This is a genomic window from Microcoleus sp. S13_C5 (genome assembly GCF_036700845.1).
Taxonomy (GTDB): domain Bacteria; phylum Cyanobacteriota; class Cyanobacteriia; order Cyanobacteriales; family Microcoleaceae; genus Microcoleus.
Genome location: NZ_JAUBPR010000134.1, coordinates 1 through 16,166, shown reverse-complemented (window position 1 = coordinate 16,166; position 16,166 = coordinate 1). Strand labels below are relative to the sequence as shown.

Annotated in this window: 15 protein-coding genes; 6 read left to right on the top strand and 9 right to left on the bottom strand. The window is 44.5% G+C overall.

Annotation, left to right across the window (positions count from 1 at the left end; all coding sequences use genetic code 11):
- Positions 1-705: 705 nt before the first annotated feature.
- On the bottom strand, positions 706-1,980 hold the full coding sequence (locus tag QUA04_RS24790) for a bifunctional oligoribonuclease/PAP phosphatase NrnA (RefSeq protein WP_333262084.1): 1,275 nt from the start codon (positions 1,978-1,980) through the stop codon (positions 706-708).
- Between the two features lie 238 nt (positions 1,981-2,218).
- Positions 2,219-2,716, bottom strand: coding sequence for an HNH endonuclease (locus QUA04_RS24785; protein WP_006633674.1), 498 nt, complete (start codon positions 2,714-2,716; stop codon positions 2,219-2,221).
- Between the two features lie 344 nt (positions 2,717-3,060).
- Here QUA04_RS24785 and QUA04_RS24780 point away from each other — a divergent pair, with 344 nt between their 5' ends.
- The gene (locus QUA04_RS24780; protein ID WP_333262081.1) at positions 3,061-3,525 is read left to right on the top strand and encodes a COP23 domain-containing protein; all 465 of its coding nucleotides are present in this window, start codon (positions 3,061-3,063) and stop codon (positions 3,523-3,525) included.
- A gap of 46 nt (positions 3,526-3,571) precedes the next feature.
- Here the strand turns inward: QUA04_RS24780 and QUA04_RS24775 are convergent, their stop codons facing one another.
- Entirely contained in the window at positions 3,572-6,385 is a 2,814-nt protein-coding gene (locus QUA04_RS24775) for an AAA-like domain-containing protein (protein ID WP_333262078.1), read from the bottom strand.
- 229 nt (positions 6,386-6,614) lie between these two features.
- On the opposite strand from QUA04_RS24775, the gene QUA04_RS24770 reads away from it, so the two are divergent.
- Complete coding sequence (locus tag QUA04_RS24770) at positions 6,615-7,361, top strand: 5-formyltetrahydrofolate cyclo-ligase (RefSeq protein WP_333262075.1); 747 nt, start codon at positions 6,615-6,617, stop codon at positions 7,359-7,361.
- Between the two features lie 50 nt (positions 7,362-7,411).
- A complete protein-coding gene (locus QUA04_RS24765; RefSeq protein WP_333262072.1) occupies positions 7,412-7,921 on the top strand; it encodes an O-acetyl-ADP-ribose deacetylase in 510 nt (169 codons plus the stop codon).
- Positions 7,922-8,381: 460 nt separating this feature from the next.
- Here the strand turns inward: QUA04_RS24765 and QUA04_RS24760 are convergent, their stop codons facing one another.
- A complete protein-coding gene (locus QUA04_RS24760) occupies positions 8,382-10,247 on the bottom strand; it encodes an AAA-like domain-containing protein (RefSeq protein WP_333262068.1) in 1,866 nt (621 codons plus the stop codon).
- Positions 10,248-10,523: 276 nt separating this feature from the next.
- Between QUA04_RS24760 and QUA04_RS24755 the strand changes: the two genes are divergently transcribed.
- From QUA04_RS24755 to QUA04_RS24745, 3 genes are all read left to right on the top strand, one after another.
- Positions 10,524-10,697: a hypothetical protein gene (locus QUA04_RS24755; protein ID WP_333262066.1), complete on the top strand. Its 174-nt coding sequence runs from the start codon at positions 10,524-10,526 to the stop codon at positions 10,695-10,697.
- A 31-nt stretch (positions 10,698-10,728) separates the two neighbouring features.
- Complete coding sequence (locus tag QUA04_RS24750) at positions 10,729-11,061, top strand: hypothetical protein (protein ID WP_333262062.1); 333 nt, start codon at positions 10,729-10,731, stop codon at positions 11,059-11,061.
- A 291-nt stretch (positions 11,062-11,352) separates the two neighbouring features.
- A complete protein-coding gene (locus QUA04_RS24745; RefSeq protein WP_333262059.1) occupies positions 11,353-12,684 on the top strand; it encodes a serine hydrolase in 1,332 nt (443 codons plus the stop codon).
- Between the two features lie 86 nt (positions 12,685-12,770).
- On the opposite strand, the gene QUA04_RS24740 is transcribed toward QUA04_RS24745, so the two are convergent.
- The 5 genes from QUA04_RS24740 to QUA04_RS24720 all read right to left on the bottom strand — a co-directional run bounded on the left by QUA04_RS24740 (position 12,771) and on the right by QUA04_RS24720 (position 15,912).
- A complete protein-coding gene (locus QUA04_RS24740) occupies positions 12,771-13,142 on the bottom strand; it encodes a DUF4342 domain-containing protein (protein ID WP_333262057.1) in 372 nt (123 codons plus the stop codon).
- A 494-nt stretch (positions 13,143-13,636) separates the two neighbouring features.
- Positions 13,637-14,134: a cupin domain-containing protein gene (locus QUA04_RS24735; protein WP_333262054.1), complete on the bottom strand. Its 498-nt coding sequence runs from the start codon at positions 14,132-14,134 to the stop codon at positions 13,637-13,639.
- A gap of 59 nt (positions 14,135-14,193) precedes the next feature.
- Entirely contained in the window at positions 14,194-14,769 is a 576-nt protein-coding gene (locus QUA04_RS24730) for a TMEM175 family protein (RefSeq protein ID WP_333262051.1), read from the bottom strand.
- A 304-nt stretch (positions 14,770-15,073) separates the two neighbouring features.
- Positions 15,074-15,385, bottom strand: coding sequence for a nucleotidyltransferase family protein (locus QUA04_RS24725; protein ID WP_333262049.1), 312 nt, complete (start codon positions 15,383-15,385; stop codon positions 15,074-15,076).
- A gap of 263 nt (positions 15,386-15,648) precedes the next feature.
- Positions 15,649-15,912, bottom strand: coding sequence for a hypothetical protein (locus tag QUA04_RS24720; protein ID WP_333262046.1), 264 nt, complete (start codon positions 15,910-15,912; stop codon positions 15,649-15,651).
- Positions 15,913-16,166 lie beyond the last annotated feature (254 nt).

Below are 16,166 nucleotides of genomic sequence, written 5' to 3'. Positions count from 1 at the left end.
TCTCTTGTTTCATCTGTCGAAAGAATTCTTAAAGAATTTGGAGATAATTATGTAATTAATTTTGCTTAACTACTTACGCCAGGCTTTTTGGCTTTTTTTATGTCTATTTCAGAATATACACTTTTTTTCCTGTTTTCCACCTGTGATGATTAATAAAGATTATGCTTGGGACAAAGTATCGAAGACAAAGCTTATATTATCAAGGGACTCGCGAGTTCATTCATCTTTCTAAATGCTGTTTTCTTACTTTTTCAGCAAGCCCTAAAGTACACCTTAATCCCAAGCACTTACCAAAATGGTTGACAAACCCTTGCAACCGTACTCCATAAACCTGGAAACTGCTGTAAAACTAAGTTTGCCCACACACCGTTTTTTTTACACCACTAATACTTCGTTGTCTCTGTTAAAAATAGTTAAACAAACGGTTTCTTTGGTGTGTAATTTTAGAAAAGGAGAAAATTGATTATTGTTATTTATGCAATAATTAAGCGGTTTTTTAACCCTCTTATTTCGTTGAAACCCTCCATAAGAATTAAAAAAGCCGGTTAATGAGAGTTGAAGTGCGTCGATGACTGATTGTCAATTTGAGCTTTTTCCAGGAACAAGAAAAAAACGAAACCAAACCTCGTAGCAACCGGAGGTTGAACCCCGCATCGCCTTCCAAGGCTGTTGCTGGAATCAAGACCGCACCTAGAAACTCCAGAGTTAATGATCGTAAACAGGATTGTCTTTAGGACTAATTAAATGCAGCAACTTTTGCTTGATCTGCTCATCGAATACTTCCCATTTTAGCCTTGCATAATCGCTGTTCTCATTCCCGCCCGAAAGAAATCCCACCGGAATTTCAAAACCTCCAGCTTGACTTCTACCACCCCCAAAAAAGCGTCCTTGAGCATCTTGACCGAAGGCTTCTTTAATGAATTCGTCGGGATCGAGAGTAAGTTTATTAGTTCGCAGCGAGCCAATTACTACTTCAATTTCTTCGTCCTTGTCGTGAACAATTGCGTAAACAACGGCTGTATGTACGTTCTCTTCTGTTACTAAAAAGTCCGCCGCTTGGGGAATAGAATCCCGATCGTCATAGCGGAGGTAGCCGATGCCGGCGATCGAAAAATTGTTCTGGACGGTGCGGTGTTTGAGCGATCGCTCGATCGCGTCCATCACCCACTTAGAACGAGACGACTGCAACACCGCATTCAGCAACTGCGGGTCGTAAAACCGACTCAAATAAGCCGCAGCTAGAAAGTCCTCCTCCTGAGCTTGTCTGAGGGCGATCGTATCCGATCGCAAACCGTGCATCAAAGCTGTAGCGCACTTGATGTGCAGACTGACGCTGGCGTCGAGAGTTAGGAGTCCAGCCTGTAAATACTCGGCAAAAATCGTGGCTGTAGCGCGGATTTGAGGGCGCAAATCGGTAAATTCTGCCTTCATTTCCCCCTGCAAATTGTGGTGGTCGATCACGGAGACGATCGGAACTCCAGCCGCTAAAATATACTCGGTTAAGTTACAAGTCGTCCCTTGATTGTCAATGAAAGCGCAGCCCTGAAACACCGACAAATCCTTAGTTTTTAGTGTTTCCACCGTCCAGCGCTGCAACGGCAACCCTGTCAATTTAACTAAGGCAATATTTTCTTGGTGGCTGAGGGCGCCGGCGTAGATAATCTCGCATTGGATATCGTACTGTTCGGCGATTAATTTGTAAGTCCAAGCGCTTGAAAGTGCGTCGGGGTCGGGAAAATCTTGCAGCAATATTAACTGGCGAGTGCCTTTGTGCCGATCGAACATTTGGCGCAATTGCTCGACTTTGCGATCGTGCAATTCCTCGCGGAGACGGCCGCGATTCTCTTGGGAAGCAACTTCGGCTTTGCTGCGCCGTTTCCCAGGCGCACTCACTTCGGCTACAACCTCGCTGCTGGAATCAAACTCAACTTCGCGGTTGCCGGAAGTTTCATCGGAATTGTTAGGGGAATGGTCTTTCATCGTTAAAAATTAACAATTTAACTATTTCAGGATTTGCGCGACATTCGATCTTAAACCCGGTTTCTTTGTAGATGCCTGTTTCTCAAAGCCCATACTTTTTACGACAAACCTGATTTAAGAGCGTAAATTCTCTCTTTAATTTTTTAATTCATGCAGAGAGTGTGTGTTGCCAGGAACGAAGCAATCTCAGAACTAATAACTCCCGCAAAAAACCCCCGCGCTTGCGCTGACAGGGGTTTTAAAGGCCTATTACATATTTTTGCCATTCTTTGTGCATGCCGCTCTTAACGTGTTTAGTGACTTCAAAATAAAGACCGCTGTGAGGTTTCCTCGGCGGATAGCGCAGCGACATTCCCGCTTCTTTCGGCGTGCGACTGCCTTTATTGACATTGCAGCGCACGCAGGCGGTGACGAGGTTTTCCCAACTGTCGCCTCCTCCGCGCGATCGGGGAATTACATGATCGAGGGTTAAATCGTCCCCCGTATAACTACAGTATTGACAAGAGTGTGCATCCCGGTGCAAGATGTTCCGGCGGGTCAGCGGAATATCCTTATAGGGAACTCGGACATAATGCCGCAGTCGGATCACAGTTGGTAGCGGGAAGTTTGGCGCAATAAATTTCCCGTTGTGTTCTACCTGTTCTGCTTTTCCTTTCAGCAACAAAACTACCGCCCTTCGCCAATTGGTGATGTTAAGGGGTTCGTAGGAGGCGTTCAGCACCAGAACATTGCCCATTGTTGATTATTAAAGAGAATATTTTTTTCGATATTAACACAGGTTTCACTTTAGGTGGGACGGCATCAGGAACCGCGAGGCTCAGCAAAAAACGCTGAAAAACCACTCCTTTACCCTACACCTTGGCGCCTGCGCCCCCTAGGGCTGCATCTATTTTCTGCCTTTGGTGTTTGTCACCGAGCTTTTTTCCCGGAGTTTTGGCTTAGATGAGGCCAGTGTGTGCGATCAGCAAAATTTGCAGAATAAATTTTATTTTTTTCTCTAAATGCCTAATCTTCCCGGCAACAAACAGCTTAACTTTTTAGACTATTAGTAACCTTAAATGAAAAAGCTTACTACTGCTCATGAAATTTCGGCTCTTAAAGTCAGCTTTTAGCGCGTCAATTATTGCCCTTGCTGCTCAGATTTTAGCAAACAGTCCAGCCTTGGCCCAAACGCCTTCATTCTTCTGCGGCGCTGCTGGCGGCCGCCCAGCTACAATTGCTGTTCAACAAGGCAAAAACATTCCCGTTATTTTGTGGCTAGCTGATAACTATTTCAATGAATCAGGAGAAGATGCGATTACTCGGTGCACCAGAGTCTCAGGAATTCTCAACAACTCGCAACCCCAAGGAAGCTGGGAGAATGTTGTCACAGCAGGTGCATCGTCCACCGGTCAACTAATTATTTGTGCAGCTAATCCTCAAGACGGTTCCTGTAGATTATTATATCAAGTACCCAAAGGCCAAAATCCAGAACAAGCCCGACAAGAACTCTTAAAAAGAGTTACAAATCCTAATGTAAGTGTTTCGCCTGTTAAAGTAAATTGATAGTAATAACTCATTAGCTACGGGTAGGACATGGCATTGCCATGTCCTACTTGCAGAGAGTTGAAACTCTTGTAAAATACTTCGGTTGAGTGGTGAAAAAATTGCAGCTTTGCTTCAGCAATTCTTCTAACCCTTCAACCTGCCTCAGCCAGACAGTGCCGTTGCTTCCAGCTACAGCAATTTGCTTTCCGTCTCGACTCCAACTGACACTAACAACATTCTCCTCAAACTCAAATTGAGCAACCTGCCGCCCCGCTAAATTCCACAGCCGTACAGTCTTGTCAATTCCCACTGTAGCCAGCCGTTCTCCGTCGGGACTAAAACTAATTGATTTCGCATCTAAATGCAAAGTTTGAAATTCCTTAACTAATTCTTTTTCTGACAAATTCCACAGGCCCACTTTGCCATTCAATGTTACTGTAGCAAAGCGATACTGGTGTGGAGCCGCAGTGAAACTGAGCCCAATTGCCTGAAGGGGAAGTGTTTTTTTCAGTTTTCCTGACAAATTCCAAATTCGCACTGTAGAGTTGCCATCTAAAGTCGTTATAAAATCTCCGTTTGGGCTAAAATTTACGCTTCTCACTAAGCCGTTGTGACCTGGGAGTTTCACGACGCTAGACGATATGGATTTTGGCAGTTTTGACAATTTCCAAATTGCAGCATTGCTGTCTATTCCAGCAGCAGCCAACAACAGTCCGTCGGGACTAAAACTGATGCTAGTAACTGAGCCTTGAATCCCTTTGAATGTAGAAATATTTTTTCCTGATAAATTCCATATTTTAACTGTGCTGTCCCTTCCTGCGGTTGCTAAAAATTTACCGTTAGGGCTAAAGTTTACCATATTAACTGACTGCTGCCCAGCTTTCCATTCAACAATTTTTTGCCCGGAAAAGTTCCAAATCCGAACACTATCGTCTATTCCGGCGCTTACTAAAACTTGGTGAGTGGGGCTAAAATTGACGCTGGTAACTGCACCGATATGAGCTTGCCACTTCATCTTTATTTGTGGTGGAAGTGATGAGGGTTTTATTTGCTCTTTTTCGCTAATCTTATCGAGGATTACTTGTAAGGCTAGCAGCGGTATAGTAGCCGGATATTGTTCTAGACGCGGTTGATTTTTAACCAAAGTTTTTAACTTTTTCCCCGAGGCGATCGCCCTCAGTAAAGCTTCTGATAAAGCTTCTGTGCTTTCGGTTTTTTGAGATACCGCCAACAATAAAGCATCGCTGCCATTTTGTTCTATTTCAATACTTGCTTGTGCTAGTTTAAACCGCTGGTAAGCGAGAGTTGAAAAGCCGATCGCCGCCACTAACGATGCTGCCAGTACCGCAGAACCGATGCCGATCCACTGTTTGGCTTTTTGTTTGGCAGAGTCAGCTTCACTCCAAGCTTTTTCGGCATCGCACACAGCTTTTTTGGTTTCTAGTGTAGCTAAATGCAGCAGTTGATTTTGGTCGCTCAAAATAACTTTCTGGCTGGCAGTCAAAAACTGAAAATCTTCGTTTCTCAAACTTTTTCCTGCCGCCCAAACTAATGCTGACTGCAAATCATCCCCTCGCAACAGTTGGGAATCATCTTCACAGCTAGAATTTAGCCATAGTTTGATCGCTTCCGAGTAAGGCGAGAGTTTTTCTAATTTTTCTTCAATTAATTCTTTGTTAAATACAGCTTGATAAATAGGATTAGAAATTGTTAATTTTTCCCCGCGCTTAACGATTAATCCGCTTAATCGCAACTCCATTTGTTCGGCACTGCCATCGGGGATAATTTCAGTTTGTTCTAAAATTTGCTGATACAATCCGAGTCTCCTCACAATCCGCTGGTTTTCTTTGAAAAGCCGATCGCGAATTGTGGACAAATGTTCTGGGACATCCTGAGTTTCCCAATTCTCCACGATTTTCAAGCGCACTACCTTCTCAACCCACTCTTTAGAAGTGTTAATTTTATCTTTCTCCTCCTCTTGGCAACTGGTGGCTGCATCTTCCTCCCCCCGTTGGTCACGGGTGGCTGCATCTTTCTCCCCCCCTTGGCAAGGGGGGGCTGGGGGGGGTAAATTCGGGATTAATTGTGGATTTTCCAACAATAGTTTGCACAGCTTTTGAGTCAAAAAAGGCTGCCCGCCCGTCCAATACAAAACCTCTCTCAAAACTTGATTAGGGCTGTCTGTAAGCTCGGCTAACCCCGCTGCTAGCGGTTGAGCTTCTGTTTCGTCAAAACCAGTTAATTCGATCGCCTTGCCAATATTAAAAGGGGTATTGCTGCTGGCATTTTGCTCGCGGCACAAATCCGTCGGCGATGCTACGCCTAAGAGGGCCCAAGTTAGGCGATCGAACTCTGAATTGTTGGCGCGCTTGTTGTAGCACGATCGAATTAAGGCTAAAAAATCGTCGGCGGGAAAATCTAGGGCGAGAATGCTGTCGATTTCGTCAATAAAAATGACAATGTTGCTGGAAATGTTGGGTAACAGTACGGTTTCGATGAATTCGCTCAATCTTTGAACAGGGGTTAAAAAATTGCGATCGCGCCACCAAGTCCGCACGTTGACAATATCCGACAGGTTAAAGTTATTTTCGAGAATGCGTAGCAAACCAGCATACCACTGTTCGGGAGTGACGCCGCGGTTGCCAATTTCCGAAATGTCGATCGCCGCACAAGCAATTCCTTCATTTCTCAGCCGCTGAATTGTCCGCACCTGCAAGCTAGATTTTCCCATTTGCCGGGAATTCAAAACATAGCAAAATTCTCCGGCTTTCAATCCGTTATATAAATCGTCGTCGGCTTGCCGCTTCACATAATTGGGAGCGTTATTGGTGAGACTGCCACCGACTTGATAGTAACTGGGTTTTGTAGTAAAATTCATATAAGTTATTCGGCGGTTGAAACCGCTACTACACAAACAAAGTCCGCCTTCGCGGACTGAATAATTGAGGCAGTATTAAACCATAATTCTGTATGATAAATTGTAGCACAATACAGTTATTCGGCGGTTGAAACCGCTAAAGAGTCAAACAAAATCTGCCTTCCCGGACTGAAGAAGTGAGGCGGTATTAAAGCATAATTCTGTATGATAAATTGTAACACAATACAGTATGAAAAATGATTGGACAGGATATAACGACGACAAAGACAAGTTAAGAGCTGAAATTTGGTCTGGGCTGAAGCAGCAAGCCGCATCTATTGGCGATCCGTTTGGTCATATTCCAAACTTTGTCGGAGCACAGGTGGCTGCCGAAAGATTGGCAGCTTTACCAATATGGCAACAAGCAAAAACGATTAAGTGCAATCCAGATTCGCCACAAATTCCGGTGCGGATGGGAGCTTTGCAAGATGGAAAACGCCTGTATATGGCAGTACCGCGCTTGACAGACGATCGCTGTTTTGTAGAGTTAACTGCTGAGGATTTGCAGCGGCAAAATATATCTATTGCCGAAAGTGCGATCGCCCGCCAAGCACTCGCTTGCGGAAAATTGGTAAGTTTTGCAGAAATGGAGCCAATTGATTTAGTAATAGTCGGCTGCGTAGCAGCAGGGCCCAACGGCGGAAGAACCGGGAAAGGTGCAGGATTTGCGGATTTGGAATTGGCTATGTTGAAGGAATTCGGGTTAGTACCAATCGATACGCCAATTGTAACAACAGTGCATCCTTTGCAAATAGTCGCAGATTCGCGTTTACCAATGCAAGCTCACGATTGGGCGCTGAATTGGATTGTTACTGCTGAGGAGGTAATTGAAACTAATACAACTTATCTGCGTCCAATCGGCTTAATCTGGGATAGTATACGGCCGGAACAGTTGGAACAAATTCCAATTTTGCGAAAGTTGAGAGAGCAAGACTAGATAACGAGTTTCTTTGGTAAACTTGCCTATAGTTTACTATTCCAAAAACTATGAAATTTATTTTGGGCGACATCACAAAACTGAAAGTTGATGCAATCGTGAATGCTGCAAATACCAGTTTACTTGGGGGTGGCGGAGTAGATGGAGCAATACACAAAGCAGCAGGTTCAGAACTTGTTCATGAGTGCCGATTGCTTGGAGGATGTAAGATTGGGAATGCTAAGCTAACTAAAGGATATCGCTTGCCTGCACGGTTCATCATCCACACAGTAGGGCCAGTATGGCGGGGAGGTAATCATGGAGAACCTGAACTCCTGGCGGAGTGTTACCGTAACTGTATGCAAATCGTCGCAGATCGAGAGTTAGAGAGTTTGGCATTTCCTTGCATTAGCACTGGGATCTACAAATATCCTAAAGCTCTAGCAGGTGAGATTGCAGTGAAGATATGCTCAGAACAAATACAAAAGAATGGTGGTTCTCAAAGAGTAATTTTTTGCTGCTTCGATCGAGAGAATTATGAAATTTATGAGAGGATTCTATCTAACTACAGTCTGACGTAGTGAATTTAGTTAGGGTTTTACCCTAGTCTTCATATCAATACTCCGGACAGTTTTTGAGACCGAGGCTGAAACCCTCATTCTACCGTTAGCATTTGACCTCACTGAGAAGGCTGAAACCCGCATTCTGCCGTTAGTGATTGAAAACTGTCCGGACTATTGAATATCTACATTTTTTAATATTTATTTAACAAACCGCGAAGGCGCGTTAGGCGAAGCCGTTCCAGTTGCCCGCAGGGGTTCCCGAAGGGTAGGGTAGGAGGCGAAGCAAGACAGAAGAAGAAGACTGTAAGTTGATGATATATCTACTTTGTGGTGAACACGCGCCATGCAATGAAAGCTGTAAAGGCTAGATAACCAAACACGGTTATCCAATCTAGCCAATTATCGGAAGTTATCAAAAAAATATCGTTCATGGGTATCATTCACCTGATTATTACTTACCGCACTTACGCACAAAATTTTACACAATCGCGCTCAAGTGCGATCTAAAATATTGCCGGTACAGTTCGCACCTCGGCACGCACTCGTTCCCCTGCAACTTAACCAACCCCAAACTGTCTAATTTAAACGCCTGCATCGCCTTTAATGGCACCGGAGAGTCCGCCCCCACAATCTCTCTCATCCCCTCCGCTAACTCAGGATATTCTTCCAAATTCCACAACTGCCGGCGCAAATGGTCGCTGTAAATTCCCGCATCTGCGATTGCAGTTTCTTTTAATTCATTGAGTGTCAAATCCGAGCGCGAAACGTGATATAATGCAACTCGCACTAAATACGGATGACCGCCGACAATTGCCATCAAGTTTTCAACTTCTGCATCCGACCAATTCAAATTGTGGCGCGCGGCTAAATCTTGTATTTGCTGAGAGTTGAATTCTGGCAAATCTACTGGAAGTCCGACATTGAAAGGCGATTGATTGATGTTCATCGGGATGTAAACTTCGGTGGAGTGAACTACAATTAATCGCAGTTTTTTCCATATGTCCCGCCGCTTTGATTCTTCGTGCCACGCCCGCAGCAGTCCTAAAAAGTCTTCGGCAATGTCGGGATATTGGAAAACGCGATCGATCTCGTCTAATCCTAAAATTAAAGGACTGTCGATTTGCGGCAAAATGTATTTTTCAAAGTAATCTTTGCAATTGACCTTGCTGCCAAAAATCTCGTCCCAATAATCGTCTAATTGATTTGGTAAGTGCAACTCGCGGCCCACGTAAGCGCAAAACCACTTTAAGAATTTATCTAAGTTGGCAAACACAGCTTTATCTACTAACTGAAAAGTTAGCGGCACGGTGCAATAACCTTGACGGGCTCCGTGATGCAAAATTCGGGCCATCAAGGAAGTTTTGCCCATTTGTCTCGGCGCTTTGATTCTAATTAAGGCGCTGGGCTGCACAATAGTTTGATAGCAGCGTTCTTCGATGGGCGGGCGTTCTACATAAAATTGAGAAGCGACATCGACTTGCCCTCCCGGTAATTCTGGTTCGGCAGCGGGTAGAGGTATTTCGTCGCTGCTAATTTCTAATACCTGGTTTGGCATTAAATCTTCCGGTTCTTCTTTGATCGGTGGGGGAGTTTCTGCTAGCAACTCCAGAACTTCTTCGATCAAAATGGGAGTGTCGGCTGCCGAGCACCATTCTCTTTGCTCGATCCGGTACAGATAGCCACGCAAATCGTGATTGAGAGGCGCGTCCAGCGGAAAACCGACGCGGATGGGGAGAATTATTGGTTTCTTGTCAGGGCGGGAGTCTTGCAGTTCTTTTGCTTGCTGAACTTGATATGTTAGCAGTTCGCTTTGGTTTCCCGTTGGCGGCAATAGCAGGAGCAAATAATCGCATTCTTGGAGGAATAAATTAATGCGATCGAACCAATTGTCTCCCAATCTAATGTTATTTTCTGCTGTGAAAACTGTATGACCGATCGCGCTTAAGGCCGTTTCTAACTGTTTTCCTAACTCGCGATCGGGCTCGGCGCTGCGATAACTGACAAATACTTTAACAATTCTGCTGCTGCTGGCTGTTTCCCCCGCGGGCGAATTGTCCAGCTCGTCTAAATTTTCCGGTTCCTCAAGTTTAGCCGATCGATGGTCGCTAGCAGCCAGAGTCATTTCAAAAGCCGCGAACAACTGTCGAATTTTACTCAAATCCGCACCTTCTCTACCCTGCTTAATTTTGCTGACTGTATCGGCACCAACGCCAGATTCAGCCTCGATTTCCGTCAGAGTACCTCTAATGTTATGTCGGTCAGACCATTCTTGGAGCGCCTCGTTAAGTTTCTTTAAGCCAGAGGCAGTGAGAATGCGACCGCGATCGCGTTTTGACTTGAGCACTTCGCTTGCAGTGAAAGGGGAACGAATCTAGAAATTTTAACGCCTTAAGTTCCTATTTTGGGCGATTTTAAGGAAGATAATCAGCCAGCCGGAATTTAAGGGATTTTACTTGGAGAGGTTTTTGGGGCGATCGACTCCTCAAACTCTGTCCTGATAACGGCTTCAACAGTTGAATATATTTGAGGAGAAAAAGTTTTTCTTAACTCCCCAATCTCCGCCGCTAATCACCATTTAACTTTTTAGAGTAGATACACCAAGCAAAAAAGGAGCAGCCAAATGAACAAAATCTTACACAGACTGGCAATGGCCGCTTTGGGAACCGCCGCCATTTTCACAATTAATACACTTAATAATTTAACAGAAGCATCAGCCGCTGGTAAATTTGACCAACCAGAAAATTATCAAAACACAGTTTTTCCACTTCGCGTACCGGGTCAGTTCCATAAATAGGCAAATTCATTCATTTAATTAAGGAGAAATTATGAAGTCTACACTGTGTTCACCGCAACCTATAGCTACAAAATCTGACTCCGTTGATGTTGAGGCCATCGAGGCCTGCACTGCACTTGCGTGGGTTGAATTGGTAGCATTAGATGCCAGCGCTCTCACGGGGGACGATTGGCTGGCTTTGTGCGATGATATAGATAGCGGGGAAATCTACCGCTGCTGGTTTTTGTGGCGCGATCGCGAAGTTAGCGGTAATTGGGAAGCTTACGATCCTTTGAGCGATCGCCGATTTGTTGCTAAAGGAAAAGTGTTTCTCAAAGCCGCGATCGACTCCCTTGAAGATGCTAGAAATCGGGAAGTCGCCTAAATTGAATTCATCTCAGGTGAATAAAATTTTGGCCTACACAACAAGAATTCTGCCAAGAGAATCCACGACTGTACAAAGTTTTGTCGACCTGGGCGAGACAGGAAGAAAAAGGGGTAATAGAACCGGATTTGATATGAGTCCCGGGAACGGAATACTCTCAAAGAAAATAAAAAAAATACGGCTGCGGGCAAGAGTTGACTGTATGATGCTAGGTGCTTCGTCTCGAAAGCGGTTGATAACGTTTTTCCAGCCGCTTTCTCGCAGCAGCCGTTAAACTCTTTCTCTTTAAACATGACTCTAAAACTGCGATGGCTATTGCCGGCCGCCCTTAGTCTTTTCTCGATCGCCCTACCTGCAAAAGCTGATACACTAACATCTTGGCACTTCGATGCCCGCGAAAACCAACTCAATTTAACCACGGATTCAGGAGTTCAGCCGGAAGTCAAACTAATCGCCAATCCCACGCGCTTAGTAATTGACTTACCGGGAATAGTCTTGGAGTATCCCGAAAGTCCTCAAAGCTACAACTCAGCTATTCAACAAATTAGAGTCGGGCAGTTTGACACCGAAACTACCAGGTTAGTGATACAATTAACTCCCGGTTATAAGTTAGACCCGCAAAAAGTTCGAGTCATTAGAGAATCGGCCACTCGCTGGTCGTTTCAGTTGCCAAATCCCGAGCAAATAGCGGGCAACGAGTCTTTGAGCCCAACAGCTATTACCAGCGTAGAACAAGCAGCCGGTCAAGTTACTCCCACTGTTTCGCCGCCAAATCAGAGAAACTATTCCACTGATTTGGCGATGTCAACAGGCTCGGAAATGACAGCCATCAAGCCTCAAATCGAAAGTGCGATCGAACAGTATAGATCCCTGAGCGCCGGAATGTTTTTTCTGGATTTAGATACAGGAAACTATTTGGATATCAAGGGCGATCGAGTATTTCCGGCGGCGAGTACCATCAAATTACCAATTCTGATTGCTTTTTATCAAGATGTAGACGCAGGCAAAGTTAGCCTAGACGAAACATTAGTTATGAAGTCGGACTTGGTTGCCAGCGGCTCCGGAACTATGCAAGATGAACCTGATGGAACTCGGTTTAGCATCAGAGAAACCGTAGATAAAATGATTACCATCAGCGACAATACAGCCACCAACATGATTATTGAACGTTTGGGGGGAATTGCTAAACTCAATGAGCGTTTTCGCAGTTGGGGATTAACTGATACCAGAATTCGCAATTGGCTCGGCGATTTTCAAGGAACAAATACAACAAGTTCTGTGGATATGGTAAAGTTGCTGGCGATGCTGTCTCGCGATAAATTAGTTTCTGAATCGAGTCGAGAACAGGCTTTAGAATTACTGCGACGTACAACAACTAGAACGCTGCTTCCTTCGGGTTTAGGGGCGGGAGCCGTGATTGCTGACAAAACCGGAGATATCGGCTTTGTAGTTGGCGATGCTGGAATTATTGATATGCCGAATGGGAAGCGTTATTTAGCGGCAATTTTTGTCAAACGCCCTTACAATGACCCGATAGTGAGAGATTTTGTCCGTCGAATTTCGCGGATTGTTTACAATTATTTAGACCAACCTGCGGCCAGAGTACCGGATAATTTGCGCTAATCAGACAATTCGGCGATTGAAATCGCTCATCAACAAACAAAGTCCGCCTTCGCGGACTTGAAGAGAAGATTTTTAATTACTAATGACTATTCTTTGCGCTCGATGGCTACAGTCAAATGAGCCACAACTGCCCCTACTGTAGCAAGTACAGCAGCAATTGGAAAGACTACTGATCCTGCAACGCCGCCTACCAATCCAGCCATCAGCGGAATGTCTGCCAAAGTCCGCCCTTGCGAGTTTTTGATGACGAGGCGGCGGAGTTTTCCTTGCTGAATTAGTTCTTTGACTTTACCAATTAGGCTGTCGCCGCTAATCTTAAATTCTTCCACTCTGACTTTTTCCTCTGTTGCAAATTCTGAGGCGTATAAAGGAGTTTCAACTGTTGGGTTGGCTGAATTTCCGGCCGCTGCTGTTTCGTCTTGTAGAATTGTTACTTGTTGTTCTAGTTGTGAGTTCATTTTGTGTAAGGGCGGGTGAAAACCAACCGTTTAATTTCTATACCCTTATCTTCGGCGATCGCACTTGGGAATGACAGGCAAGGAAACCCTACAATCTGCATTCGTACTTTCCACCCCTGCCTTTTTACTCAAAACTTTATTTTTGTCTCGTTAGATCGGGGCGGGTTTATCTATTCCTAAAGGTATAGAAGCTTTTGTTGAAACAACCAGTCTCTAGATATAAGTCAAGTAATATCAATTCGGATTGCACTCCTCATGATTGTTGAGTGTTGACTAAAATTATGATTTTGGGACAAATGACAGTTTGGACATTTGAAAAATACCGATGCCACCGGAAACGATATCAGTTGTCTTTACGACTTGACGGAGATTTGAGACGATCGCTTTTATCCTAGTCAACAAAGTGAATTAATAGACAATTCAGAATCGTAGAAACTGCTTTAAAATATTTTTAGTCCCAATATTTCTACCATGACTTCAAGAGTGATTGCTATCTAGGCACACTCCTCAGAGGGTGGAGGTACGATCTCGATACCGTACTTGGGAGCAGTAGTAAGAATTTTGTCAAGGTCTTCAGGGCTCAAGGATGCTCCAAGGCTAATCTCACCATTCACTGCCTTTCCAACTTCGGCAATAAATTTCTCAAAGCCAGCAGGAGTGACCCAAACCAGAATTTTAGCGGCTGTAGCGGTGGTATTAGTAAATCGGTGAAGCTGGCCTTTCGGTGAATGAAGGAAGGTTCCAGCCGTCGCAACGAAAGTACGATCGTCAAGCTGGAATTCAATCTCTCCGTCTTGAACATAAAATGATTCATTTTCTCGGTAGTGCCGATGGGTTGGCGTACCGCCACCAGGTGCAACAATTACCTCACAAAGCGCATAGGCTTCCCCTGTCTCTTCACCAACTGCTTTGAAGGTATAGAGGTCTTGACCAAAGTAGTAAGAACGACCTTGACCGGGTTCAATAAAAAGTCCGTTTTGATGAATTGTCATTTGTTAATTCCTCAAGCGAAGTGTTAGCTGGCTGGCGATGGCTTTTTGTGGAACATTGTTCACGAAGTCAGAGTTTTCTCAATACGCCGATCGGGTATCAGCCACATGATTGCAACTAAAACATACAGCATGAAAGCCAACCATGAGTTGACAAAGGAAAGCAGGATTGCTACGGTATAAATCACCACTGATACTTTACCCTTCAAGTCTCGCCCAAGTGCGATTGCCAGAGTGGAATCTTTACCGTGGTGAGAAATAAGAACACGAGTAAGAATGAAGTAAGCGATCGCAGCCAACAATAGCACTGTGCCATAAAGCGCAACTGGCCAGGCCGCGAAGTGGTTCTCGCCTGTCCAGGCAGTGACAAAGGGAATGAGTGACAACCAGAACAGCAGATGCAAATTAGCCCACAAAACATTACCATTGACGTGCCGAGTCGCCTGTAACAAGTGATGGTGGTTGTTCCAGTAAATACCAAGATAAATAAAACTGAGTACATAGCTCAGAAATACTGGAACTAGCGGACGCAGCGCAGCTAAATCAGCTTCATGGGGCACTTTCAATTCCAGCACCATGATGGTGATGAGAATGGCGATTACACCATCGCTGAATGCTTCTAACCTGCCTTTACCCATTTTTGTAGATCCTCCTTTTTTGTTGGTGCGGGCGATCGCTTCTCATTCCAAAAATAACTTAGCATAAGGTCGGTTGCAGTGATTTGTTATACCGATCGGCGATCGCTGGCACTTACCAACAAAGCTAACGATTTTGCTTGCCTAATCTCGGCTGAAAACAGATAACTTTAACGGACTTTTCGCTGATCTGTTTAAGCAGTCGATCGGCACGAATTCTTATTAATACCCGATCGCGCAACGGGTAAAACGGGAGAAGCAGTTGTTGAAATAAAAAGAGCGATCGATTAAGGAAGCGCGATCGCGGCTATTTGACGTAAATAGTTTGAGCGGTAGAGAGAATTTCTTGACGGCGAATCCAGTTGGAACTGCGATCGATCGCCCGTTTACTGATTAGATCGACTCGTCTACTTAGCACTGCTTCGAGTTCTTCCTGCATTTGGGCGCGATCGAGTATACCCCAGTTGGCTGTGGGGGCAAAAGCAACTAGGATATCGATGTCGCTGTCTGGATGAAAGTCGTCACGAAGGATCGAACCAAAGAAGGAGAGTTCGATGATTTGCCACTGTTGGCAGAATTTGTTGATTTGGTCAATTGGTAGGGCGATCGCGGTTTTCATTCAGCCTCCTCAATCTTTTGGCACAATCTTTATGGCTTCGTAAATAATGCCATATTCATCGCAGAGCGTAATAGTCTGTGCCATAAATAAGCTTAGGAGATTTGGGCATCTTCTAGATTGTGATGAAGCATATCTTGATATAAAGACTCTGCTACACCCTGATATGCTCGATCGAGATCATCGTGTTTGACTACTCGAAAAATAGTAAAAATAACTTGCCAAAAAATTGGAGCTTCGTCAACTGCCCAAATTACCTTTATTGTTCAAGAAACCGTTAGTGTGTACAGTGAAGATTCATAACCATTAATATTTGACGGTAGGCGAAGACGGCGCAGCTTACGATAGACATCAGCTTTTTGAGTTGGGAAGAGGCTGGCGCAATCGTTGATTTTTTGAATTACTGCTGCTTTTTGATCTTTACTCAACTTAGCAATATCTTTCTCAAAGCCCCTTGTTGACTCAATTAAAATATCCACGTTAGGAACCGCGTTAATTTCATCTCTGAGCTTTTTCATAGCTTTTTTCATTATCTTCCCACCGTATCGGCTCAATAAATAGGGGGAGCAGTTATTCTAGTTGCCCAGACAAGCCCAAGGGATGAAGAGAAGATTTTTCGCGAATAATAGTAGATAGAGAGGGAATAACTCGAAGTTGAGAAATTCGGTCACGGACATAATCGAAAAAACTGATTCCCAACTGATGAGTAGCGGGACTTAAACAAATTTTAAGCCCAAACAAAGCCTAAACTGGCTTTATAAGCGGAGAATACGTCCCAATTTTG

Coding starts and splice junctions, on each gene's coding strand:
- QUA04_RS24790 (WP_333262084.1), bottom strand. CDS start 1,980: ATGAAAGACCATTCCCCTAACAATTCCGATGAAACTTCCGGCAACCGC.
- QUA04_RS24785 (WP_006633674.1), bottom strand. CDS start 2,716: ATGGGCAATGTTCTGGTGCTGAACGCCTCCTACGAACCCCTTAACATC.
- QUA04_RS24780 (WP_333262081.1), top strand. CDS start 3,061: ATGAAATTTCGGCTCTTAAAGTCAGCTTTTAGCGCGTCAATTATTGCC.
- QUA04_RS24775 (WP_333262078.1), bottom strand. CDS start 6,385: ATGAATTTTACTACAAAACCCAGTTACTATCAAGTCGGTGGCAGTCTC.
- QUA04_RS24770 (WP_333262075.1), top strand. CDS start 6,615: ATGAAAAATGATTGGACAGGATATAACGACGACAAAGACAAGTTAAGA.
- QUA04_RS24765 (WP_333262072.1), top strand. CDS start 7,412: ATGAAATTTATTTTGGGCGACATCACAAAACTGAAAGTTGATGCAATC.
- QUA04_RS24755 (WP_333262066.1), top strand. CDS start 10,524: ATGAACAAAATCTTACACAGACTGGCAATGGCCGCTTTGGGAACCGCC.
- QUA04_RS24750 (WP_333262062.1), top strand. CDS start 10,729: ATGAAGTCTACACTGTGTTCACCGCAACCTATAGCTACAAAATCTGAC.
- QUA04_RS24745 (WP_333262059.1), top strand. CDS start 11,353: ATGACTCTAAAACTGCGATGGCTATTGCCGGCCGCCCTTAGTCTTTTC.
- QUA04_RS24740 (WP_333262057.1), bottom strand. CDS start 13,142: ATGAACTCACAACTAGAACAACAAGTAACAATTCTACAAGACGAAACA.
- QUA04_RS24735 (WP_333262054.1), bottom strand. CDS start 14,134: ATGACAATTCATCAAAACGGACTTTTTATTGAACCCGGTCAAGGTCGT.
- QUA04_RS24730 (WP_333262051.1), bottom strand. CDS start 14,769: ATGGGTAAAGGCAGGTTAGAAGCATTCAGCGATGGTGTAATCGCCATT.
- QUA04_RS24725 (WP_333262049.1), bottom strand. CDS start 15,385: ATGAAAACCGCGATCGCCCTACCAATTGACCAAATCAACAAATTCTGC.
- QUA04_RS24720 (WP_333262046.1), bottom strand. CDS start 15,912: ATGAAAAAAGCTATGAAAAAGCTCAGAGATGAAATTAACGCGGTTCCT.